Here is a 21,730-nt window from a genome sequence, read left to right on the forward strand (position 1 = left end):
TTGGGCATGACGGCGTCGCCCCTGCCGTCAGGGCTTCGCTGGGCAGCGGGGCGCGGAGCTAGGCGTCCAGCTCCGGTAGCTGGGTGCGTCCAGGCTGGTCGTGGTGGCGGCGGGCTGCTTCGGCGATGGCGGTGTCGGCGGTTTCGATGGCCTTGGTGATGGCGGTGGCGTGCGGGCCCTGGTACCAGGGGCGCAGGCGGATCAGGGCGGGTTTGGTGCCGGTGGCCAGTAGGAGTGCGGTGCCTTTGGGGAGGGCGCGGATGTCGGCGGCGTCGAGGATGTCCTGGCGGCGCAGGGAGATCTGTTCGCTGGCGCGTCCGTCGTTGTAGGTGATGGAGCGGACGGGGACGTCGTGTTGGCCGATGAGGGTGGCCAGGTCGCGGACGAGGCGGGGGGAGTCGATGCCGGCGCCGATGAGTTTGCGGGTCGCGGCTCCCCACAGCGCGGCCATGCCGGGCTCGCCCCACACGGTGACGCCCTGTTCGTAGCTCTGCAGGATGGTGACGGGGATGATGCCGCGGGAGCCGAGGTGGGAGTACAGCTGGGGCAGGTCGGCGATGCGGCAGATGTTGGCGGCCTCGTCGAGGGCGACGATCAGGGGCGGGTCGAGGCGTCCACCGGATTGCTCGGCGCGGCGTTCGGCGGCGCGCATGGTGGTGTCGGTGAGCGCGGCGATCAGCGGCGCCGCCGCCGAGAGGGATTTGGACAGCAGGTGGAGGGTGTCGCGGGTGCCGGCGAAGGTGTGCGGGTCGAAGACGGGTAGGTCGCGGGCGGGGGTGACCCAGGCGAGGATGTCGTGGTCGCGGAGGGCTTTGGCGGTGGTGCGGGCGGTTTGGTAGATCCCGTCGCGGGTTTCGACCGCACCGTTCTGGGTGCCTTTGAGCGAGGAGGCCATCAGTGCGAATCCGGCCTCTTGGAGGAGTTCGATGGGGGTGGGGACGGCGGGTTCGTCGAGCCATTGGGCGACGTGGTGCAGGGAGCGGCCGGAGGTCGCGGCGGCCAGGAACAGCGCGCACAGCAGGTCTTGGGCGGCGGGTCCCCACAGGTCCTTCTTCTGCCCGTCGTCGACGGTGAGGACGAAGTGGCCGGCCAGGCGGTGGGCGTCTTCGACGGTGGTCAGTCCGGCGAGGGGGTTCCACCACCAGGTCTGGGGTTGGTAGGTGATGTGCTGCGGGTCGAACAGCCAGGTCTTTCCGTGGGTGCGGGCGGCGCGGACGGTGGAGATGGCGGCCCACAGGTCGGCTTTGTTGCTGGTGGCGATGACCGGGCCGGGCGCCGACAGCACATGCGGGATCGACTGGGTGGTGGTTTTACCGGAGCGGGGCGCCATGAACGCCACGACGGTGTCCTCGAACGAGGCGAACAGCGTCGGCCCGCTCCGGTCGCCGGGCAGCAGAACATCGCCGAGGACCAGGCCGATGTCGTCGCGGTCAAGGTGCTCGGGCGGTGCGGTCAGGGAGCGGCGCAGCGCGGCGGCCTTGTTCGCGGTCGCGGATGGTTCGAGTTCGGCCAGCCCCGGGTTGTCGGCGAGGGCGGCGACGGCATCCCCGGGCTGTGGAAAACGTTGGACGATCCGCCGCCAGACCGTCCATGTCGTGCTGCCGATTGCGGCGAGCAGCAGCACCAGGGCGAGAAGGACGAACGGAGTGGGAGTTCCTGGCCAGGCGTTGTCGAAGTGGCGTCGGACTACCGCGACAGCGAAGTCCGTCCCGAAGGACATGACGGCCCCTCCGGCGAGGCTGGCAGCGAGCTTGGCTGAGGCCCACACGAGCCACAGGGCGGCGATGGGTGTCCAGCAGGCGAAGAGGACGAGCCAGCCTGCACCGGCGTTGGTGTCGAGGATGGAGGCGCGGGGTCCGAGGGCTCGGGTCATGCGGTCGCCCGGATGGCCTGGTCGGTGTCGTAGAGGTCGGTTTCGGGGCCGACGAGGGAGAGTCCGACGGGGATGCCGAGGCGTTCACCTGTCTTGATGAGGTACTTGCCGCGGCCGGGGTGGCGAGCGCCGGGCTGCCAGGAGTCGGGTGCCGACCAGGAGGTGACCAGCTGCTGCTCGGGGCCGGTGAGCGGCGTGATCTCATGCACGCGGGCGAGCTCGCGGGGTGGGAGGCCGGCCAGGACGGTGATGGCGGAGCGGTCGGCGAAGCCTTTGGCCTTTGCGCGGTCTTCTTCAGTAGCCAGGGCGTCCAGGTCGGCGAGGGAGTGGGTGATCATGATCGAGGCCATGCCCTTGGCGCGGTTGAGGCGGGTGAGAGCGTCGGCGTGCTCGACCAGTCCAGGAGCGCCGCGCAGCGCGCGCCACAGTTCGTCCATGACGCCCAGGTAGGAGCGGCGCGGTGCGGCGTGCAGGTCGGCCAGGGCGGTGGCGGCGTCGACCATGCCGAAGGCATACGCCCAGGTGCACAGCATCGCCGCGGTCAGCAGCTTGTCACCGGCGGCGCGGACGCGGGAGATGTCGACGCTGATCGCCGGCGCGTCCAGGTCGAGTGGACGCGTGGTGGCGGCGTCGAACACCCCGGCCAGGGAACCGGAGATGAGCAGGTCGAGCGTGAAGACCAGGTCGCGGGTCTGGGCGCGGTAGGAGTCGGCGGTGTCGGTGCGGGTCGCCGACCGTAGCTCCTCGGGTCCGTGTTCGAGGATGTGCAGGACGTCCACGATCGTCGGGTCGCGGTCGAGGCGGTCGTCGAGCAAATCGATGGCTCGGCTGAGGACGACCTCTTCGGCGTTGGTAATGCGGGCTTCGCGGACCAGGGTGGCCAGCGCCAGCAGCAGGGACAGGCGACGGGAGCGGACCTCCCACCACAAGGCCTCGGCATCGGCGCCGGACAGGCGGCGGCGGGCTTCGTCCAAGGGGCCGGCGTCGAGGGGGTTGATGCGGTCGACGCCTCGTCCGACGCGGATGACCTGCCCGCCGAGGTAATCGACCAGGCGGGTGTAGTCGGGTTTGGTGTCGCCCAGGATGATCGGGGTGGTGCCGGTGGCGACGGCGCCGGTGACCAGGCGTTTGACCAGTGTGGACTTGCCGGTGCCGGGCTGGCCGAGGACGAACATCCCAGGGTTGGTGACCAGCCCCTCACGCAGCCAGGCAAGCGGGTCCAGGCAGACGACCTCTCCCCACAGCTGGTGCCGTCCGACCGGGGTGCCGGCGGTGGGGGTGCCGGACCCGGCGGTGAAGGGGTACAGGCCGCAGACCTGGCTGGTGGTGGCCTGGTATTCGGGTGCGGGCTCGACGTGTGCGGCGCGTCCAGCGCCGTGGCCGCGCCAGCCCCAGGGTGGGCCGAGCGGCTCGGCCATGGCTTGTGTCTCGGCAGAGGTCATGTGCTGTGTTCTCCGGTTCGGCGGATGGTCAGTGAAAGAGGCGGCGGGACAGCTCGGGTGGGCAGATGCCGCACGGCAGGGTGGTGGCGAACCCGGCGGCCTGGCTGCCCCACAGCCGCCGCAGCCGGATCTTGGCTGCGTCGGCGGACGCCTCGACGTGCGCGACGGCGCGCCGAAGCTGTGCGGGGTCGGTGACGGTGACGGTCGCGTACATCGACACCAGGCACACACCCGCCCCCATCGCTTCCTCGGTGGCGGCTTGGCGGGCCCGTGCCGCGTCCCAGCTGTCGCGGGCGGTCTCGTCGCGGCCGGTGCGGCGCCGGAACTGGGCGCGGAACGCCGCAGCGTTCACCTCCTGCTGCAGGACCCGGCTCGCGGTCGCGGCGGGCAGGGCCCGGTACTGCAGGGTGATGCGTTTGGGGAACGGGCCGGGCGCGACGAGGCGGGCGAGGATGTCGGAGCGGACGTTCTGGCGTGGCGGTTCGTGCCAGGCCCAGCTGACCGAGACCCCGCCGTCGTGCTCGTAGCGGTCGGTATGCTCGGTCGCCGCGATCGGGCTGGCATCGCACCAGCCCAGCACCTCATCGGCCTGTGGCCCGGTGAGGAGGCGGTTGACCTCGCCGCGGGCGTGCGGGTCGAACGCGGTCCGCACCGTCCCGGCGATCTCGGCTGCCGTGGCGCGTCCACGGACGGACACACCGCAGCCCCCGAGCCGGGACGCCAGCCCGTCCAGGATGCGTCCGAGGTCGGCGACCGCCTCGAACAGGTCCTTGGGGGCGGCGGCCGAGGCTTTGGGGTCGACGGTGATCGAGACGCGGGTGTCGACGTCGGCGGCCGCGGCCGGGGCCGTCCGCACCAGCTCGTGCATGATGGCCCGCGCCTGCTGCGGCGCTGTGGGCACGACGGCCTGCTGCACGGCGTCGGCCAGGGTGGAGCCGGGCTCGGGCGCGGTGTCGACGGTGACGGTGACCCAGCGGACGGCGGGCATGTGACCGAGCGCGGCGAGCCAGCCGCCCCAGGCCGCGACCCAGGTGTCGGCGTCGGTGCGGTCGGCCAGCCAGGTCGAGGCCGGCACCACCCGCAGCGTCGCGGTGAGCAGCCCGGTGCGCCGGTCCCACACGATCCCGTACCGGCCGCCGTAGCCGTCCTCGGCACTCAGCAGCGTCAGCGGCGCGAGCACGCCGGGAAGCTGGAACGCGCGCGGGTGGTCGATGACGACACCGGCCCGGTAACGGTTATGGCCACGCAGCACGCCCCATCGCCATCGGCACCGCGCCACCACCAGCCGCCCGACCGGCACACCACCGACCCGGACCAGCCCCAACCCGCCTCCCACCGCAATCGGCGGGAGAAGGTAGACGAGCGCAGCAGGGATGGTGGCGGCGGCCAGGACCAGCAGCATCGCCACGCCGAGCGCGACGAAGGTCGAGGTAGTGTCCAGCCCGAGCAGTCCGATCCCGTGCCGACGGCGCCAGCCACCGTAGGTGCGGATGTCATGCCCCACCAGCGCCACCTCCCCCGCCCGACGCGCCCGACGAACCCGACGGGCCGGACGCGCCGCCGGAGTCGGTGGAGCCGGTGGGATTGCTCATCCACCGCAACGTGTCCTCGCCTCGGTGCCACTCGCGTTCAGCGGTCCGCACGGTCGCGGGACCGACCGGCTCGCCGTGCCCGCCGTCCGGTGGCGCCCATCCGTGGCTGTCGGCGTTTGCAGCCTGTCCGGTGGTTGCCGGCTGGTCGGCGTCCGATGGTGCGCCGCCCGAAGGAGCGTCCGGTTCCGAACTCGGGTCATCCGCGGCGTTGGCGTGCGCACCAGGAGAGGTCGGCTCGGCGTTCGGTGGTTGCTGTGCGGGTGGTTCGGCGCCCGAAGGCCTGTCGTTGCTCTGGTCGCCGAGTTGCTGGTCGAGGTAGGCGGCGTGCTCGCTGGCCGCGCCGCGTCCTGCGCCGCTGGAGCCGCCGGGCGCACCGAATCCGCGCAGGGCGCCGACAGCGGTCGCGCCGCCCATCAGCGCGCCGAGGATGCCGCCGCCGCTGCCGGACTCGGTGCCGCCGGTGGTCCAGGTGAAGAACTTCAGCAGCACCGGGAAGGCGATCAGGCTGATCAGCATCATCGCGAAGCCCATCAGCACCGTCCGGAGGTTCTTTCCGTGGCCGACCAGCGTGAACGCGGTCGCGTACGCGGCGGCCGCGGCCGGCTTGTAGAAGATCAGCGCGAGCATCCAACCCCCGACGCGGGTGAGCCACGACTTCGTCGCGGTGGTGAGCCCGCCGGCGGCGGCCAGCGGCAGGAGCCCGGCGAGGATGACCAGTGCGGCACTGCGAAACAGCAACAGCAACGCCTGCACGATGCCGATGAACAGCGCCACTAGGGACAGAACCAGAATTAGGGCTGCCGGTGCCCCGGCCGGAATGGCGACGATCTCGGCCATCCGTTTGCCGAAGTCACCGTGCGCGGAGGCGTCCAGCACCCAGCCGCTCCACTGGTCGCCCCACTGCAGCAGCAGGTTCGGCAACACCGTCCCGATGACCGTGACCGTCGCCAGCACCACCAGGCCCCGGCCGGCGTCGACCGCCGGGTTCGCCTTGCGCGTGAGCGCCATCTTGGCGGCGACCACCAGCAGCGCCAGCACCGCCACCGCGATGGTCAACGGCTGCACCAGCAACTGCAGATACCCGACCGCCGACTCGCCCTCCAGGTTCGGTGACGGCAGCTCCACCCACCAAGAGGCGGTGTGGGAGACCAGCCACCCCACTGCGGACTGGAACGCCTTGGCGGCCTCCTCGACGGCGTTGCTGCCGATCTCGCCGGGGATGTCGGGCATCGGCGGGCCCCAGGGGTGGTCGTCGTTGTCGACCGTCTGCACGCAGCCCGGGTCCAGCACCGACGAGCACGGATCCACCGGAATCCACGGAGTGAGCGTCATCATGAGCCGGCACCTCCGCTGAGGAACCGGACGTAGCCGTCGGCGGATGGGATGGATGCTGCTGCCCCGCCCCAGGTTCCGCCGGGCGGGGCGATGACGCGCCAGTCGTCGTCTCGCCACTGCAGTTGGATGCGGGTGACGGCCCGCACCGTCATGTCGCTGTCGCCGGGGCCGGCGGAGACCAGGTCGAGGCTGGCGGTGTCGGGGGAGTAGCCCTGCCAGCGGAACCCTTCCAGCACCACATACGCACGGCCCAGCGCCGCACCGTCGCGCAGCTTCCCGCGGCGCTTGTCGTACAGCTGCCGCGTTGCGGCCAGCAGCGCGGAAGTATCCGGGCCGATGACCTGCTTGGTGATGGTCGGCTCGAACACCTTCGGCCCCCACTGGGCGTTGGCGCGCACCGCGACATGCACCGCCGCCAGCAACGCCCCGCACGGAGTCCGCGCGAACCCGGACGCCAGATCACCGGCGGTGCTGCGCGGACCGTCCGCAGCGGAATAGGGGAGGGCGACGCCGTGGTAGTCGCGCCAGACCATCCCGGCGAACGACACCGGCGGAGCGGCCACCACCCGCTCGTCCAGGGGAGGCGGAGGGGCGGAAGCCCGTGGGAGGTGCGGGGTCGGATCGGGAGCAGGGAGCGTGACATGCGTGGCGGCGCCAACAACACCGCCGCCGACGATCGCGGCGAGGACCAGGCCGCCGGTGCGTCGCGCCGATGAGCCGCCTGTGTCGGCGTTGCGGGTCCGCGTGAGGTGAGGGAGTCGGGTCATCTGAAGAACACCCCGACGATGGGGGCGGCGGTGGCGGCCAGGCTGAGACCGCCCAGGACCCAGGGGATGCCGGTGGCGCCGTCGGCGGCGAAGGTGGACCGGTTCTTGCGGCCGATGGCCATCTGCCCCGCGCAGATGAACAGCCCGGCGACGCCGCAGATCAGCACGCCCCACTTGCCCCACGACAGCAGCGTGTTCATCTTGGCGTCCAGCCCCGGCGGCGGCGCCGGCGGCGGATCGGGCACCGGCACTCCCAGCCCGTTCTGTGGCCGCAGCCGCCACGGCTCCTCCAGCAGCCGACCGGCGTGAGTCGCACAGACGATCAGCAACGTCAGCGACATCCCACCTCCCTGCGGCGCTGCCCGCGGCGCGTCGCGGCGCCGTCACCGGCGGCGTCGATCAGGCGGCGGAGCTGGTCGAGGGCGTGTCGCGCCTTACCGGGCAGGACGACCTCGGCCGGGTCCTCGACCAGGCGCAACTGGCGGACGTGCGGGATCCGGACGATGCCGCCGACGCGCGCCTCCAGCAGCGCGAACCGGGCGGTGGCCTCCCGCGACTCCGGGCCGCCGTCGCTGACGATCGCCAGCCCTGCCACCCGCTCGTCCCAGTCGCGCAGCACGCTGATCGCCGTGGTCGCTCGCGTGGCCGCCGCTGCGGTGTTACGGACCGTCAGTACGATCGGCCGTCCCTTGGCGCGCAGCGGCGCCTGGTCCAGCTCCAGCAGTGACTCGATCGAGCCCATGTCCCATGCCGCCGGCAGCAGTGCCGCGAGCGTGGACGTGCCGGCGCCGCCGTGTGCACCGGCCACCACCACATCCAGCGCCGTCGGCTCGACGCGCAGCGTCGTGCCGGGTTCTGTTGCCGGTTTCGGGCGGATTGTTCTGGTTTGGCGAAGACTCACCCATACCCCCGAATCGTTGCTCTGGGTTGATGAGTGACTACAGTAAGTGGCAGACTTGTGGAGCGCAAGCATCACCAAACAACTTCTTCACAAGCCAACGCCGCCAACAGCGCGCTACCGCAGCACCCGAACCGCCACACTTGAGAGGCACACCCGCACCATGACCGCAACCCCAGGAGCCCCAGCGATGACCGACACACCCGGCCGCGACCCCGACGTGCTCACCACCGCCGAACTCGCGACCAAACTCGGCCTGTCGCCCCAGACCGTCCGCCGGATGGCCAACGCCGGGCAGATCCCCGCGCTGAAGACCGGCAAGGACTTCCGCTACTCCTGGCAAGCCGTCCGCGAGGTGCTGCGGCAGCCCCACCACCAACCCGGGGGCTCCGCCGATGACCCAGACACGCCCGACCAGACCGAGCTGCCCAAGAAGGGAGCCGGGTACCGCGCCCAACGCCGCGCCCGTACCGGCGCCCAATACCCCACCACCGACACCGACGCCGACTGACAACTCGGCACGGCGGCGGCCCACCCGGTGAAGGCCGCCGCCACCCTCAGCGCTGCCGTCCTGGCGCTCCCTCTCGGCCTCGTCCTGCTCCTGGCCGGCCACCAGGACCCGGCCATCGGCGCCGGGCCGGCGGCGGGAGCGCCCACACCGCTCGCCCGCACCGACATCCCATCCGCCTACCTGCGCTGGTACCAAGACGCCGCCCACACCTGCCCCGGCCTCGGCTGGAACATCCTCGCCGCGATCGGCAAGATCGAATCCGACCACGGCCGCTCCACCGCACCCGGCGTCCACACCGGCGAGAACAGCGCCGGTGCCGCCGGCCCCATGCAGTTCCTCGCCGGCACCTGGGCCACCTACGGCGTCGACGGCGACCACGACGGACACACCGACCGCTACAACCCCGCCGACGCCATCTACAGCGCCGCCCACTACCTGTGCGCCAACCACGCCGGCCAAGGCGGACGCCACCTCCACCAAGCGATCTGGCAGTACAACCACGCCGACTGGTACGTCCACAAAGTCCTCACCCAAGCCGCCGCCTACGCCACCCCCACCCCCACGCTCACCGCGAGCGGACGCGGCGCCATCGCCATCCGCGCCGCCTTGCGCTGGCTCGGCACCCCCTACTCCTGGGGCGGCGGCGGACCAGCAGGCCCCACCTACGGCACCGCCCAAGGCGCCGGCACCAAAGGCTTCGACTGCTCCGGCCTCACCCAATACGCCTGGGCCAAAGCCGGCATCCAACTCCCCCGCATCGCCGCCGCCCAATACACCACCGGCCCCCACATCCCCCGCACCCACCTACGCCCCGGCGACCTACTGTTCTTCGCCACCAACACCCACAACCCGGCGACCATCCACCACGTCGGCCTCTACTACGGCCACGGCCAAATGATCCACGCCCCCCAAACCGGCGACGTCGTCCGCATCTCCCAATTCGAAGGCAACCCCTACCGCGAGCACCAATACATCGGCGCCACCCGCCCAGCCCCTCCCCACATCGCAGCCTAACCGGAGGACCATGCCCAACCACGCCCACGCCACCACCCACCAGAACCGCCGCGACCACCGAGACCACGACCACCCCCACGGCCGCCCCCAGCCGAACCGAACCGCCCACCACCCGGCACCATCCCAAAGCAACAAGAAACCGCCGCCATGCGGACCGATCCGGGCGTTCAGCTACGGCGGCGGCTGGCAATCCACCGCCGCCCTCGTCCTGGCCGCCCAAGGCCACATCGACTTCCGCACCTTCCTGTTCGCCAACGTCGGCGACGACTCCGAACACCCCGCCACCCTGGCCTACATCCGCGACCACGCCGCCCCCTACGCCGCCGCACACGGCATCGACCTGCGCGAGCTACGCCGCATCCGCCGCGACGGCACCACCGAAACCCTCTACGGCCGCCTCATGCGCGAAGGATCCCGATCCATCCCCATCCCCGTCCGCATGAGCAACGGCGCACCCGGCACCCGCTCCTGCACCGCCGACTTCAAAATCCGCGTCATCGGCCGCTGGCTCAAAGCCCACGGCGCCAGCCCCGAAAACCCCGCCACCATCGCCATCGGCATCAGCCTCGACGAGATCCACCGCGCGAACACCCGCCGCCACGAACCCTACGAACGCATCGCCTACCCACTGCTGGACCTGCGGATCCGCCGCACCGACTGCCCCCGCATCATCCGCTCCGCCGGCCTGCCCGTCCCACCCAAATCCTCCTGCTGGTTCTGCCCCTTCCACCGCCTGTCCACCTGGCAGAACATGCGACGCGACCAACCCGGCCTGTTCACCAAGGCCTGTCACCTGGAAGCCACCATCAACAAACGCCGGCACGCCCTCGGCAAGGACCCCGTCTACCTCACCCGCTACAACGCACCCCTCGTCGACGTCACCCCGGAAGCCGACACACTCCCCTTCGAACAGGACGACGGCACCTGCGACACCGGCTGGTGCTTCACCTAACCAATCCGCAACCAGCACGACCCCGACAACACGGAGGCCCTCCATGCAGACCATGAAGTACGCCGACCTGGCCGACCTGCCCACCGTCGTCGACATCACCACCGCCGCCCGCGCCCTCGGCCTCTCCCGCACCTACGCCTACCACCTCGCCAAACACGACCGGTTCCCCTGCAAGGTCATCCGCATCGGCACCTCCTACCGGGTTCCCGCTGCCGCACTCCGCGCTTTACTCGACGCCGAGTAACCGCAATCACAATCCATCCGTGTGACGAAGACTGTTCCGCCCCACACGAAGCGGACAGCCCTGACCGAGCCCTGAGACCACTTTTGCGTGCGCGGGGAGCACTCGAGCCGGCCCCACAGGGCGGCCTCGCTGGCGGGACCACCCCCGCGTGCGCGGGGAGCACTCACCGTGGGCGCTCGCGCGGCCCGTGCCGACGGGACCACCCCCGCGCGTGGGGAGCACTCGGCGTACGTGTACGACAACTCCGCCAACGGGGGACCACCCCCGCGCGGGGATGGTCCCGCACCTGCGACGAGTCCATCGAGTTCTGGAGGCTGCTCCCCGCGCACGCGGGGATGGTCCCAAGGGCCAGCACCTGTACGTCGAGGTCGAGCCCTGCTCCCCGCGCACGCGGGGATGGTCCCCAGGGGCAGCCCGGACGGCTGGAGTGAGTCCCACTGCTCCCTGCGACCGCGGGGATGGTCCCAACGTCTACACCAACGAGCACGTGCGGAACCTGTGCTCCCCGCGCATGCGGGGATGGCCCCAGACCGGCCAGGTGCCCGGAGGTGAGGGCGAGCTGCTCGCTGCGCTTACGGGAATGCCGTGGATCGCCCGGGGTGCCATGTAGGAGTCACGGCACCCCGGCGGCCCCATTAGGCGGGACGTAGGTGCTTGGCGCTCTTGGTGTGCTGGGCGATGGTCAGGTCGGCGATTACGGCGCGGAGCCGGGCGACCTCTTCCTCGGCCGCCTTAAGTTCGTCTCGCCGGATCGTCTGGCCCGCCGGAGGCCGGGCTGGTCCGCTGCGGATTTTGTCGAGTGCCGCGAGTGCGGTTTCGTCCGCGGTCGGGAGGCTGTGGAGGTACTTCTCGGTGGTGGACAGCTTGAGGTGGCCGAGGCGTTCCTTGACGACCTGGAGGTCGGCGCCGCCGGCGAGGAGCCAGGAGGCGTGTGCGTGTCTGAGGTCATGGACGCGCGGCTTGAAGTTGAGGGCAGCCGCTTCGCGTGCCGGGTACCAGCAGTGGTGGCGGAACCAGTTCGCGGAGATGTGGGGGTCTGGGTCGACTACCCGAGGCCTTCGCGGGCGGTCCTTCCCCTCTGCACGGCGTTTCGCTCGGTAGTCGGCGTAGGCGCGGCGGCATCGATCACATTTGCATTTGCCGAGGTTGTAGGCGGTGATCGTGCCGTGGGTGTACGTCCGTCCGTTGGGCGCGATGAACGTCGGTGACTCGTCGACCGCTTGGAGGTGGGCCGGGACCGCTTCCGGCGAGCGGCGGGCGAAGAAAAGGTCATCCGGGGTGAGCGCGTATGCCTCGACGTGTGCTTTGAGTTTGGCGACGATCTGTGGGCTGAGTTTGAACCGGCGGTGTTTCTTGTTCTTCGGGTAGTCCTTGACGAGGAACCGCTTGCCCTCGGGATGGCTCTTCCGGGTCAGTTCGACGACTGCGCGACTTACTGTGAGGATGCCCGTTTCGAAGTCGAGGTCCTTGACACGGAGTTCGGTCAACTCGCCCCAGCGAAGACCGCTTTCTATGTCGGTTTCGACGAGGAGTTGCGAGTCCGCGTCCGGGAGGTTGCGGTAGATCGCATCGAACTGCTCGGTGGTGATGATCTTGCGGATCTTTTCAGGTACGGGATCGGTCTTGATTCCCCGACTCGGGTGGATCACCACGATGTTGTCCCTCAGTGCCGTCGTGAAGATGGCATTGAGGACGGAGACCTTGCAGTACTGAATGCGTCGCGGCCCGACGCCTCGTGCCTTGAGCCAGGTGATCCACTCCTGGACGTTCTCTGGATAGATCTCCCGCATCTTCATGTTCTCGAAGTAGGGCATGATGTGCTTGTAGAGCGCCGAGGTGTAGTCCTGGCGGGTGTTCGCCTCCATGATGTGGTTGGGCAGCCACTTCTTTTCGACATAGTCGCGGAATCTTTGTTTTCCGCGCTGCGGATCCCATTGATGACCTGTGCGGATCTTGGACTCCGCCTCTCGCCATGCCTTCTCGGCGTCCTTTTCTTTCGCGAAGGTCCCGGCGGAGCGGAGCCTGCCGCGGGCGTCGAAATACAAGGCCTGATAGCGGACTATTCCGGCTTTCGTGACACGTACCCGCGTGCAGCCCATTTCGGTGATCCCCCGATCTTGTTCCATGTCAATCTCGTGTCAATGGACCACGTGCGACGCATTGACATGATCTTGAACGTCGTGACACTCGATCACGGCGCTGACCAGGAGTTTAGTCGAAATTGAACCGGTGTGGCGAGTCGAAAAATGGTCAAAAATTGCCGTTCCCAAGCTGACAGCGCGGGTTCGATTCCCGTCACCCGCTCACGACGAAGGCCCAGGTCAGGGGCATGATCCCCGAACCTGGGCCTTGATCTTTTATCACTCTCATCACTGACGGGCGATTAGCGGGTGATTACCCCGCCGGGACGAGGACGCCCGCCGAACCGTCGTCATCGTCGTCGTCCGGCCGCCGGTCGATCCGAAGAAGCGCGTCCAGGCCCTCAGCGATGACCCGGTGTCAGTCGAGGACCGTCGCGGAGCGCCCCTCGTCGGCGGTGTAGGCGCCCGCGGAGATCGCGCCGAGGCTCGCGGGGGTGAGGGTCAGCGAGACGACACCGCCGGGCAGGACGCGTGAGCGCTCTTCGGCGGTCGCGAACGTCGCGGGCGTCGATCCGTCGGGGAACAGACGCTTCCCCGTCCCGACGACGACCGGGAACTGGAGGAGCCGGTAGACGTCGACGAGTCCTTCTCGGTGCAGCGTTGCCACGAGCTTCCAGCTTCCGTGGACCTGGAGTTCCTTGCCGGGACGCTCCTTGAGGCGGCGGATCTCGTCGGCGACGTCACCGCGCAGGACGGTCGTCGGGTTCCAGTCGGCTTCCTCGTCGGTCAGCGTCGAGCTGACGACGTACTTCGGCACCGCGTTGAGCTTGGCGGCGATCACGTTGTCGGGTTCGGTGACCTTCGGCCAGCACCCGCCGAGCATGCCGAAGCTCGTGCGACCGAACAGGAACGCGCCGGCCTCGCGGAACCAGCTCTCGACGACCTCGTTGGTATGCGGCGATGCGTGCGGGACGAGCCACCCGCCGCGGTAGAAGCCGTCGGAGCGGTCCTCGTCGGGGGCACCGGGTCCTTGCATGACGCCGTCGAGACTGACGAAGGTGTTGACGCTGAGAAGCACGGTTCTTCTCCGGAACTCGGGATCGCTGACAGTCGGCCGACAGGCGGACGCTAGCTGCCGGGCCCGGGTGCGTCTTGTACAGGAACGACACCGTGGCATGGTCGCCCGCCTGCAGCTCGCGCGCGGTGCTCCCGACGTAGCGGTGCAGCGCATGTGCGAGGTGGGCTTGGTCGAAGTGCCCGAGCGTCTCGACGACCGTGCGCCAGCCGTGGCCGTCGCGCAGCATCGTGGCCGCGGCGTTCGCGCGGCCGATCTGCTTCACAGCGGTTTGCGACAGCCCGGTGATCGCGCGGTAGCGCCGCTGACGGGTCCGCTCGGTCGGACGCTCGGCGACGTGCTCCTCGTTCCCGAGGCGCGATCGCAGCAGCAGACCCGCGTCCTGCAGTCGGCGGACGAAGTGCTCGACGTTCTCGTACGTCGGCGCCCCCAGTCCTCTCCGCCGATGACGATCCTGCCCGAGTCCGTTATGGGAAACGGCACGTACCCGTCGACGATCGAAGCTGCGGGATGCGGCCGAAGAACCGTGCCGAGTGCGAACCGGACCCCGAGGAACTCGGTGTCCGGCGGGACCGGTCGCGGTGGTCGCCCTCGTCTCCGGCCCCCGCAGGCCGACCAGCAGGCGTCCCCGCATCCGCGAGAGGATCAATTGCGGGCAGGTGCCGCGCCGCGGAGATCATCGTGTCCTCGGCGTCACTGCGGGTGCGCCACACGCGATCGACAGGGCGTAGGTGCTCATCACGCTGGAGAACGCGACGGCCAGGGCCTGCGTCCCTCTGATCGTTCCGAGAGCGTCCATTGTCAGCCATCGGTCGACATTGAGAGGGAGCCGCTGGTCCGGGTCCCACATCTGGCACCACCACCCGCCGTCGTCGGCGAGGTAGAGGCGCTCACCTGGAGACTGCGACCAGGCGAAATCGGCTCACCGCCTCGTCGCGCGGCAGGTAGTCGACGACGTCCGGCAGGCTGTCCACGAAGTCGTCGATGGAGCGGTCGCGCACGAACAAGGCCGATGTGTTCCATCCCATGGACGGCGATCCTCGTGTCGGCCGGCTCGATGCGTCAACCAGACCGGAAAGGTCGATGTCGTGCTCAGCGCACCGGTACGTGCGGATGGGTTGAGCGGGCGCGACTGGGAATCCCCGGTGGTTTCCCGGATGGAGCCGGGGTGCCCGTTCGCAGTCCGGGACGTAGAGCCATCACCCTCTTAGAGTGGAGTCGTGCCTTCGGGAAATGCCGTGGTCGCGCGAAGGCGGGCCGTCGCCCTGCCCGTTCCCTCGGCCGGAGCGCGGGCAGGGAAGGGAGCGTTTGGGTGATCTCGCAGCTCACCGGCGGTCCGAGTGCCGCGGTGAAGGAACTCGTGGTCGGTGACGTCCTGCGGCGCGCGGCCCGGCTCGGGCCCACGGACGCCGTTCTGAGCGTGGTGGAGCCGGCCGGCTCGGCGCGCACCTGGACGGCCGCGCAGCTCCTGCGCGACGCGGAGGCCGTGGCCGCCGGGCTGCTGCGCGACCACACCCCGGGCACCGCGATCGCGACCCTGCTGCCGAACGGAGCTGAGGCGATCTTGCTGCAGCTGGGCGCCGCCCTGGCGGGGCTGGTGCTGGTGCCGGTCAATCCGAGGTCGCGTCCCGCGGAGCTGGAGCACGCGCTGCGCCTGTCCGGCTCGGTCCGGCTGTACGCGGGTGCGGGCCTGGGCCGCGAGGGGACCGGGAAGGTGGAGGTGGTCGAGCTCGACGGTGGCCTGGACGCGCTGCCATCGGCGGCAGCGGTCGAGTTGCCGGACGTGGCTCCCGGCTCGCTCGCGCAGATCCAGTTCACCTCCGGTACCAGCGGCCGGCCCAAGGGCGTCCGGATCCGGCACGAGGGCATGGCGCTCACCGGACACGCCTTCGCGCACCGTATCGGCCTGCCCGAGGGCGGGGTCTGGGTGAATCCGATGCCGCTGTTCCATACCGCGGGCAACGTGCTCGGCGTCATGGGCGCGCTGTGGCAGCGAGCCGAGCATGTGGTGCTGCCTTTCGAGCCCGCCGCCGTGCTCCGGGCGGTGCGGGATCGCCGGGCGACCCTGCTGTCGGCCGCACCCACCTTGCTCGACCTGCTGATGGCCCATCCCGGGTTCCGCAGTGCCGACCTGGCGAGCCTGCGCGTGGTGTTCACCGGGGGGTCGACGGTCACGCCGGCGCGGGTGGAGGCGATCGAGGCCCGGTTCGGCGCACCGCTGGCGATCACTTTCGGGATGACCGAGACGTGCGGGAGCGCGCTGCTGACCGCTCCGCTCACCGATCCCGCCGAGGTGCGCCGGACGTCGGTCGGGCGCCCGCTTCCGGGCACCGAGGTCCGCGTCGTCGGTGCCGGCGGTGCGGTGCTGCCCGTCGGTGAGCCGGGTGAACTGCTGGTCCGCGGCCGGCGGCTCACCGACGGCTACCACGACGACCCGGAGGCCACCGCACGCGCCATCGACGCCGACGGCTGGCTGCACACCGGGGATCTCGCCGTGGTCGACGAGCGCCGGTGCGTGCGGATCGCCGGCCGGCTCAAGGACATGATCAAGACCGGTGGCGAGAACGTCGCGCCGGACGAGGTGGAGGAGGTCATCGCCGGGCACCCGGAGGTCGCGCGGGCCGCCGTCGTCGGGGTGCCCGATGAGCGGTGGGGTGAACTGGTCGTCGCGTTCGTGGTGCCCGCGCCGGGCGCGAGCCCCGACACCGGGCGCCTCGACGCGCACTGCCGTACCCGCCTGAGCAACTTCAAGGTGCCCCGTCGCTGGCACCTGGTCGACGAGTTGCCCCTCACCGCGTCGTCCAAGGTCCAGCGTGCGGAGCTGCGGAACCGCGCGGCGGCGGCCGAGCAGCCGATGGGGTCTTCGCCGGACACGGCATGATCGAGTGTTGAGACGTCCTTAAGAGCGAAGCTCATTTCGCCGCGGTTCGGCCGGCTGCAGGATGCGATCGAGGAACTCCTCGACGGCGGCCTCCGCAGTGGTCTGAGCGGCCGCTACATCGTCGGCCAGGGCGATGACCAGCGCCATCTCGTTCCCGGCGGCCAGCAGGATGTGCGCGAACGGTTCGACCAGTGCGCACCTCGCTGGAGAGCTGGACCGGGCGCGATGGCCGGGTCTGGTGGAAGGGCGGAAAGACCAAGGGCAAGGTGGTCAAGCTCACCCTGCCCGCTCCGTTCCGCCTGGGCGGCCCCGGTGTCGGCTTCGAGCAGCTTCAGAAGCTGCCGGCCAAGCCGGATGCGCTGAAGGCGTGGATCACCGCATCGCTCAAGTCCAGTAACGTCAGGACCAGTGCCGGCAGGCCCGACGCCGCCCAGGACGAATCCGTCTTCGACGGTCTGCTCTCCCTGGTCGCCCAGCTGTCGGCCCCGCAGAAGGTCCGCGCCGCCGCCTTCCGTGCGCTCGCCTCCTACCCGAACGTCAAGAACATCGGTGCGGTCAAGGGCGGGCTCGGGCTGTCGATCGCCTTCGGCGGAGGGAAGAAGGCGGCGAACCTGGTCGTCGACCCGAAGACGTCGCGCATAACCGACACCGACTTCTTCGTCTCGGCCGACGGGGCGGAGGTCACGGTTCCGGGCGGCGCCACGATCGCTGCGGAGTGGACGAACCTGCCGCCCAAGTAGACCCTCCGGGTGACAGCACCTCCGGGAATCCGCGTCATCGCCCCGATCACGCGATTCTCGGGGGCGCGTCCTCGGTGGACCGCATCGAGCGGCTACTCGCCTTTTCGGTCGTGGTCATCTCAGGATCATGTCGTCGAAGTTCGGGCTGCGCAGGCGGTGCCACATCTCGTTTCCGGGGAACGGGCAGTTCGTCACGGAGCGGCCGTGCTCGTTGCGGTAGTAGCTGCGCGCCCGCGGGTCCTTGTAGATCTTGAACTTCTCGCGCTCGTCGAGTTCGCGGTTGTAGCGCCAGTACGCTTTTTCCGTGACATCGATGGAGCTCTTTCCGGTGAGGAGGAGTTCCTTGATGCAGTCGAGCAGGAAGCGGGTCGCCATTTCCTGGTGGTTGACGACGCCCAGGCCCCCGTAGGGGTTCATGTTCGGTCCGTAGATCAGGAAGAGGTTCGGGAATCCGGGCAGCATCGTGCCGAGGTAGGCCCGCGGACCGTCCTTCGCCCACAGGTCGTGCACGGACCGTCCGTCGCGTCCGATGACGTCCATCGGCCACAGGCACTCGTTCGCCTTGAAACCGGTGGCGTAGACGATCACGTCCACGTCGTGGTCGACGCCGTCGCCGGTGCGGATGCCGGTCGGCGTGATGCGCTCGATCCCGGCGGTGACGAGCGTGACGTCGTCGCGCATGATCGCGTCGTACATGTTGTAGTCGCTGTCGACCTGGATGGGCCGCGTCGAGAACGGGGGGTGCGGCGGGATCATCTTGTCGATCAGGTCGGGCCGGTCGGCGAGCTTGGTCTTGATGAATTCGATGCGCTCGTCGCGGATCCGCTTGTTGACCGCGCTGCGGGCGTGCGGGTCGTCGAAGTCGAAGTCGATCTCGCGCAGCGGCCCGGACAGGTAGGGGCCGAGCAGCCAGTTGGTCCGGAAGCGCATGAAATTCGCGTGGTACGGGAAGTTGCGGTCCAGCCACGTGACCTGGTCGGGGAAAGGCGACAGGTAGCCCTTGTGGCCGAACAGCCACTGCGGCGTGCGCTGGAAGACCGTGACGTGCGCGGCGAGCTTCGCCAGTTCGGGCACCAGCTGGACGCCCGAGCAGCCGGTTCCGATCACGGCGACGCGCTTGTCCCCGAGTTCGAGGTCCTGGGGCCAGCGGGCGGTGTGGAACGACCGGCCTTCGAACTCGTCCATACCCGCGATCTGCGGCTCGCTCGGCCGCGAGAGCAGTCCGACGGCGCTGATGACCGCGTCCGATCGGAATACGCGCTCGCCGTCCGGGCCTTTGGCGACCACCTCCCACATCGCCGCGTCCTCATGCCAGGTGACCGTCGAGACCTCGGTGTCGAAGACGATGTGCTCGAGGACTCCGTATTTCTCGGCCAGCCAGTTGAAATAGCGCTGGTTCTCGTCCCGCGTGCACCACGGTGAGGGGGCGGCGAAATCGACGCCGATGATGTGCGTGTAGGCGCGGCTCGGCGAATCGACCCGGGCACCGGGGTAGCGGTTCTCGAACCATGTCCCGCCGACGCCCGGGTTCTTCTCGATCACCGTGAAGTCGATGCCGGCGTGCTTGAGTTGCGCCGCCGCGTTCAGGCCGCCCATGCCGCTGCCGATGACGATGACCGAGAAGCTTTCGAGCCGTTCCGGCGCCCGCTGTCGCTCCCAGTCCAGCCCGCGCACCCACGGGTCGAGGGCGAGCTCTTCCAGCCACAGCTCGGCGTCCTCGTCGGGAAGCGCTTCCACGCCTCCGGCGAGTGCGAGGCTGCGCGGCAGGCGCTCGGACGGGCCGGGGCCGATCGGCCCGGCGCCGGAATCGCGATAGGCGATCAGGAACTCCGCCGCCTTCGCCCGCAGCAGCGCCACATCGTCCGGATCGGTCACCTCGACGGAGAGATCGCCGCCCACGTAGCCGGCCGCGGGCCCGACCTTCGTGGCGGCCACGCTCTCGTCACCGGTCAGCTGGTAGACCAGGCCGCGAAGGGCCATCGGGTCCGCGTAGCCGACGGCGTCGGTGATCTGCTCGTCGGTGGCCTCGAGCAGTTCCGCGCGCGAGGGTGCCTGCCCGGCAGTTCTGTTCATCAGCGGTACCACTTTCGCCTGTACGAGGGTTCGCGGGACGGCGGCGGCTACGGAACGAGGAGCGGAGCGGGTCAGGCGGGCGGCGGTTCGGCCCGCAGGCCGGGAGCCATCATCAGCGGAGTCACGCTCATGGCTCCGCCGTCGACAGGAAGGACCACGCCCGTGATCCATCGGGCCTCGTCGCTCGCGAGGAACGCGGCGGCCCAGCCGACGTCCCAGCCGTCGCCGTTGGTGCCGAGCGGTCCGGAGGCCGCGGCCAGGCGCTGGCGGTACTCGGTCTCCGGGGTCACACCGGTCACGGAGTACAGCAGCGGAGTCGTGATGTGGCCGGGAGCGATGGCGTTGACGCGGATCCCCTGGCGGCCGTGCGAGTACGCCATGTCGACGGTGAGCGCGTTGACCCCGCCCTTCGCCGCCGCGTATCCGACGTAATTGCCGCCGCGCGACGCCGAGATCGACCCGATGTTGACGATCGCCCCGGAACCCTTCGCCGCCATGACGGGCACCGCGCTCTTGCCGGCGAGGAACATCGTCCTGAGGCTGAGGTCGAGCACCCGGTCCCAGTCGGCCTCGCTGGTGTCGACGACGTTCCCGGCCACGGCGACGCCGATGTTGTTCACCAGGACGTCCACCGTGCCGAAGGCCTCGACCGCCGCGCGGACCATGGCGTCGCAGTCCGCCGCCTCGGTCATGTCGCCGGCGAAGACGGCCGCGGTGCCGCCCTCCTTCTCGATGATCTCCCGCGTGCTCTCGGCGCGCTCGCGATCGATGTCGGCCAGCAGCACCCGGGCGCCCTCACGCGCGAGCACGATGGCACAGGCGCGGCCGGTCGCCATTCCGGGCCCCGGCGTGGAACCGGCTCCCGTGACGATGGCGACCTTGCCCTCGACACGTCCTCGACGCTCGATCATCGCCCTCCCCAGGTCGGCCGTGCTCGTCTGAGCAGAGGCTAACCCGGGACGATCACCAAGGCAAGTGAACGCTCACTAATTCTTGCGGGGTTCCGCCGGCGCGGCCCCCAGCGTCCTGCGGAGGAAGTCGACGCGGCCGTTGCGGGCGGCGACGGAGATCGCGGCGTCCGGGGCGAACCCGTCGAAGCCGTGGAAGCCGCCCGCCCAGACGTGCAGCTCGGCGGACCCGCCGGCGGCCCAGATACCGGTGGCGAAGGCGACCGCCTCGTCCCGGAAGACCTCCGCCGAACCGCAGTCGATGTAGGTCGGCGGCAGCCCCGACAGATCGGTGGCCCGCGCCGGCGCCGAATACACCGACACCCGGTCAGTGCCCCGCCGATCGCCGAGAAGGGCGGTCCAGCCCGCGGCGTTGCTGGCCCGGTCCCACACGCCGATGCCCTGGATCTGCCGGCTCGAGACCGTCTCGTTGCGGTCGTCCAGCATCGGGCAGATCAGGACCTGCGCGGCCGCGGCGGGCCCGCCGCGGTCACGCGCCAGAAGGCCGGCGCCCGCGATGAGGCAGCCGCCGGCGCTGAGGCCCGCGGTGACGAGTTTCCCGGGGTCGAACCCCAGCTCCGCGGCCTTCGCGGCCGTCCAGATCAGGCCGGCGTAGCAGTCGTTGAGCGGGGCCGGATCGGGATGCTCGGGCGCACGGCGGTACTCCACCGTCACGGCGACGGCGTCGAAGAGCTCGACCCAGTCGAGGAAGCGGTCGATGCCGTTGAACCGGTTCCCCGTCACCATGCCGCCCCCGTGGGCGAAGTAGATGCCGGGGCCGCCCGGTACGTGCGAGCGCTTCCTGATGACGCTCACGGTGACGTCCGGGTCCGACCCGAGGCCGGGAGCACGGCGATCCTCGCGGACCAGGCCGCGCGCGGCGAGCAGTTCGTCGACCGCCGAGGTGTCGGCCGGGGGCCGCGCCGCGACCATCTGCGCCACGTCCACGGTCGAGGTCAACTGCCCCGACGCCAGCAGCGGCATCAGTTCACGGTCGAACGGCGGAGCCGGACGCATGGCCTCGCTGGACATCGGCCCTCCAGATAGTGCGACGAACCGGGCATCCGGGCTCCACCCGGCGCCTTGGCGGACGCCACCCTAACGGGAGACAAGGCCACGGCAGCTCGACGCCGTGTTCGGCCAGCGGGCTACGGGCGCCGGCGCCTTCCGTCTCCGGGCCACTCGAAGACCAGATCGTCGCCGGGAGCCAGCGCCGCCCAGCGCTCGGCCGCGTCCTGGAGCGCTGGGCGCTCGGGCCGCGATCGGCATCCGGAGGCGGATCCGCGGGCTCGGGCGGCCCGCGGA

20 protein-coding genes are annotated in these 21,730 nt (G+C 70.2%); 6 read left to right on the forward strand and 14 right to left on the reverse strand.

Annotated features, from left to right (window positions below; all coding sequences use genetic code 11):
* Positions 1-58: 58 nt before the first annotated feature.
* From F8568_RS01445 to F8568_RS01475, 7 genes are all read right to left on the reverse strand, one after another.
* Complete coding sequence (locus F8568_RS01445; protein ID WP_151590327.1) at positions 59-1,873, reverse strand: type IV secretory system conjugative DNA transfer family protein; 1,815 nt, start codon at positions 1,871-1,873, stop codon at positions 59-61.
* The gene (locus tag F8568_RS01450; protein WP_236008235.1) at positions 1,870-3,315 is read right to left on the reverse strand and encodes a hypothetical protein; all 1,446 of its coding nucleotides are present in this window, start codon (positions 3,313-3,315) and stop codon (positions 1,870-1,872) included. The genes F8568_RS01445 and F8568_RS01450 overlap by 4 nt, the downstream gene beginning before the upstream one ends.
* A 28-nt stretch (positions 3,316-3,343) precedes the next feature.
* Positions 3,344-4,819, reverse strand: coding sequence for an SCO6880 family protein (locus F8568_RS01455; RefSeq protein ID WP_328600667.1), 1,476 nt, complete (start codon positions 4,817-4,819; stop codon positions 3,344-3,346).
* Positions 4,809-6,242 (reverse strand): hypothetical protein, encoded by a 1,434-nt coding sequence (locus F8568_RS01460; RefSeq protein WP_151590329.1) that lies wholly within the window; start codon positions 6,240-6,242, stop codon positions 4,809-4,811. Before F8568_RS01460 ends, F8568_RS01455 begins: the two co-directional genes overlap by 11 nt.
* Positions 6,239-6,805: a hypothetical protein gene (locus F8568_RS01465; RefSeq protein ID WP_151590331.1), complete on the reverse strand. Its 567-nt coding sequence runs from the start codon at positions 6,803-6,805 to the stop codon at positions 6,239-6,241. The genes F8568_RS01460 and F8568_RS01465 overlap by 4 nt, the downstream gene beginning before the upstream one ends.
* Positions 6,806-7,005: 200 nt before the next feature.
* Entirely contained in the window at positions 7,006-7,350 is a 345-nt protein-coding gene (locus F8568_RS01470) for a hypothetical protein (protein WP_202124350.1), read from the reverse strand.
* Positions 7,341-7,910: a hypothetical protein gene (locus F8568_RS01475; RefSeq protein WP_151590333.1), complete on the reverse strand. Its 570-nt coding sequence runs from the start codon at positions 7,908-7,910 to the stop codon at positions 7,341-7,343. The genes F8568_RS01470 and F8568_RS01475 overlap by 10 nt, the downstream gene beginning before the upstream one ends.
* A gap of 187 nt (positions 7,911-8,097) precedes the next feature.
* On the opposite strand from F8568_RS01475, the gene F8568_RS01480 reads away from it, so the two are divergent.
* Genes F8568_RS01480 through F8568_RS01495 form a run of 4 tightly spaced genes read left to right on the forward strand, consistent with a single transcriptional unit; the run spans position 8,098 to position 10,628 of the window.
* Positions 8,098-8,418, forward strand: coding sequence for a helix-turn-helix domain-containing protein (locus F8568_RS01480; RefSeq protein ID WP_151590335.1), 321 nt, complete (start codon positions 8,098-8,100; stop codon positions 8,416-8,418).
* Positions 8,419-8,445: 27 nt separating this feature from the next.
* On the forward strand, positions 8,446-9,432 hold the full coding sequence (locus F8568_RS01485; RefSeq protein ID WP_151590337.1) for a C40 family peptidase: 987 nt from the start codon (positions 8,446-8,448) through the stop codon (positions 9,430-9,432).
* A 10-nt stretch (positions 9,433-9,442) separates the two neighbouring features.
* On the forward strand, positions 9,443-10,384 hold the full coding sequence (locus F8568_RS01490; protein ID WP_202124351.1) for an adenine nucleotide alpha hydrolase family protein: 942 nt from the start codon (positions 9,443-9,445) through the stop codon (positions 10,382-10,384).
* 43 nt (positions 10,385-10,427) lie between these two features.
* On the forward strand, positions 10,428-10,628 hold the full coding sequence (locus F8568_RS01495; RefSeq protein ID WP_151590339.1) for a helix-turn-helix domain-containing protein: 201 nt from the start codon (positions 10,428-10,430) through the stop codon (positions 10,626-10,628).
* A 635-nt stretch (positions 10,629-11,263) separates the two neighbouring features.
* Here F8568_RS01495 and F8568_RS01500 read toward each other — a convergent pair.
* The 3 genes from F8568_RS01500 to F8568_RS01510 all read right to left on the reverse strand — a co-directional run bounded on the left by F8568_RS01500 (position 11,264) and on the right by F8568_RS01510 (position 14,812).
* A complete protein-coding gene (locus F8568_RS01500) occupies positions 11,264-12,754 on the reverse strand; it encodes a tyrosine-type recombinase/integrase (protein WP_236008237.1) in 1,491 nt (496 codons plus the stop codon).
* A gap of 373 nt (positions 12,755-13,127) precedes the next feature.
* Positions 13,128-13,787, reverse strand: coding sequence for a dihydrofolate reductase family protein (locus F8568_RS01505; protein ID WP_151590341.1), 660 nt, complete (start codon positions 13,785-13,787; stop codon positions 13,128-13,130).
* An 887-nt stretch (positions 13,788-14,674) separates the two neighbouring features.
* A complete protein-coding gene (locus F8568_RS01510) occupies positions 14,675-14,812 on the reverse strand; it encodes a hypothetical protein (protein WP_160573468.1) in 138 nt (45 codons plus the stop codon).
* Between the two features lie 284 nt (positions 14,813-15,096).
* Between F8568_RS01510 and F8568_RS01515 the strand changes: the two genes are divergently transcribed.
* Positions 15,097-16,665, forward strand: coding sequence for a class I adenylate-forming enzyme family protein (locus F8568_RS01515; RefSeq protein ID WP_202124352.1), 1,569 nt, complete (start codon positions 15,097-15,099; stop codon positions 16,663-16,665).
* Between the two features lie 18 nt (positions 16,666-16,683).
* Here the strand turns inward: F8568_RS01515 and F8568_RS49300 are convergent, their stop codons facing one another.
* Entirely contained in the window at positions 16,684-16,812 is a 129-nt protein-coding gene (locus F8568_RS49300; protein ID WP_268896119.1) for a hypothetical protein, read from the reverse strand.
* A gap of 44 nt (positions 16,813-16,856) precedes the next feature.
* On the opposite strand from F8568_RS49300, the gene F8568_RS01520 reads away from it, so the two are divergent.
* Complete coding sequence (locus F8568_RS01520) at positions 16,857-17,405, forward strand: hypothetical protein (RefSeq protein ID WP_151590345.1); 549 nt, start codon at positions 16,857-16,859, stop codon at positions 17,403-17,405.
* Positions 17,406-17,519: 114 nt separating this feature from the next.
* Here F8568_RS01520 and F8568_RS01525 read toward each other — a convergent pair whose 3' ends face one another.
* From F8568_RS01525 to F8568_RS01535, 3 genes are all read right to left on the reverse strand, one after another.
* Positions 17,520-19,478 (reverse strand): flavin-containing monooxygenase, encoded by a 1,959-nt coding sequence (locus F8568_RS01525; protein ID WP_151590347.1) that lies wholly within the window; start codon positions 19,476-19,478, stop codon positions 17,520-17,522.
* Positions 19,479-19,549: 71 nt separating this feature from the next.
* Complete coding sequence (locus F8568_RS01530; protein WP_151590349.1) at positions 19,550-20,389, reverse strand: SDR family NAD(P)-dependent oxidoreductase; 840 nt, start codon at positions 20,387-20,389, stop codon at positions 19,550-19,552.
* Positions 20,390-20,464: 75 nt separating this feature from the next.
* Entirely contained in the window at positions 20,465-21,457 is a 993-nt protein-coding gene (locus tag F8568_RS01535) for an alpha/beta hydrolase (RefSeq protein ID WP_151590351.1), read from the reverse strand.
* Positions 21,458-21,730 lie beyond the last annotated feature (273 nt).

The sequence above is a fragment of the Actinomadura physcomitrii genome, from assembly GCF_008923205.2.
Classification (GTDB): domain Bacteria; phylum Actinomycetota; class Actinomycetes; order Streptosporangiales; family Streptosporangiaceae; genus Spirillospora; species Spirillospora physcomitrii.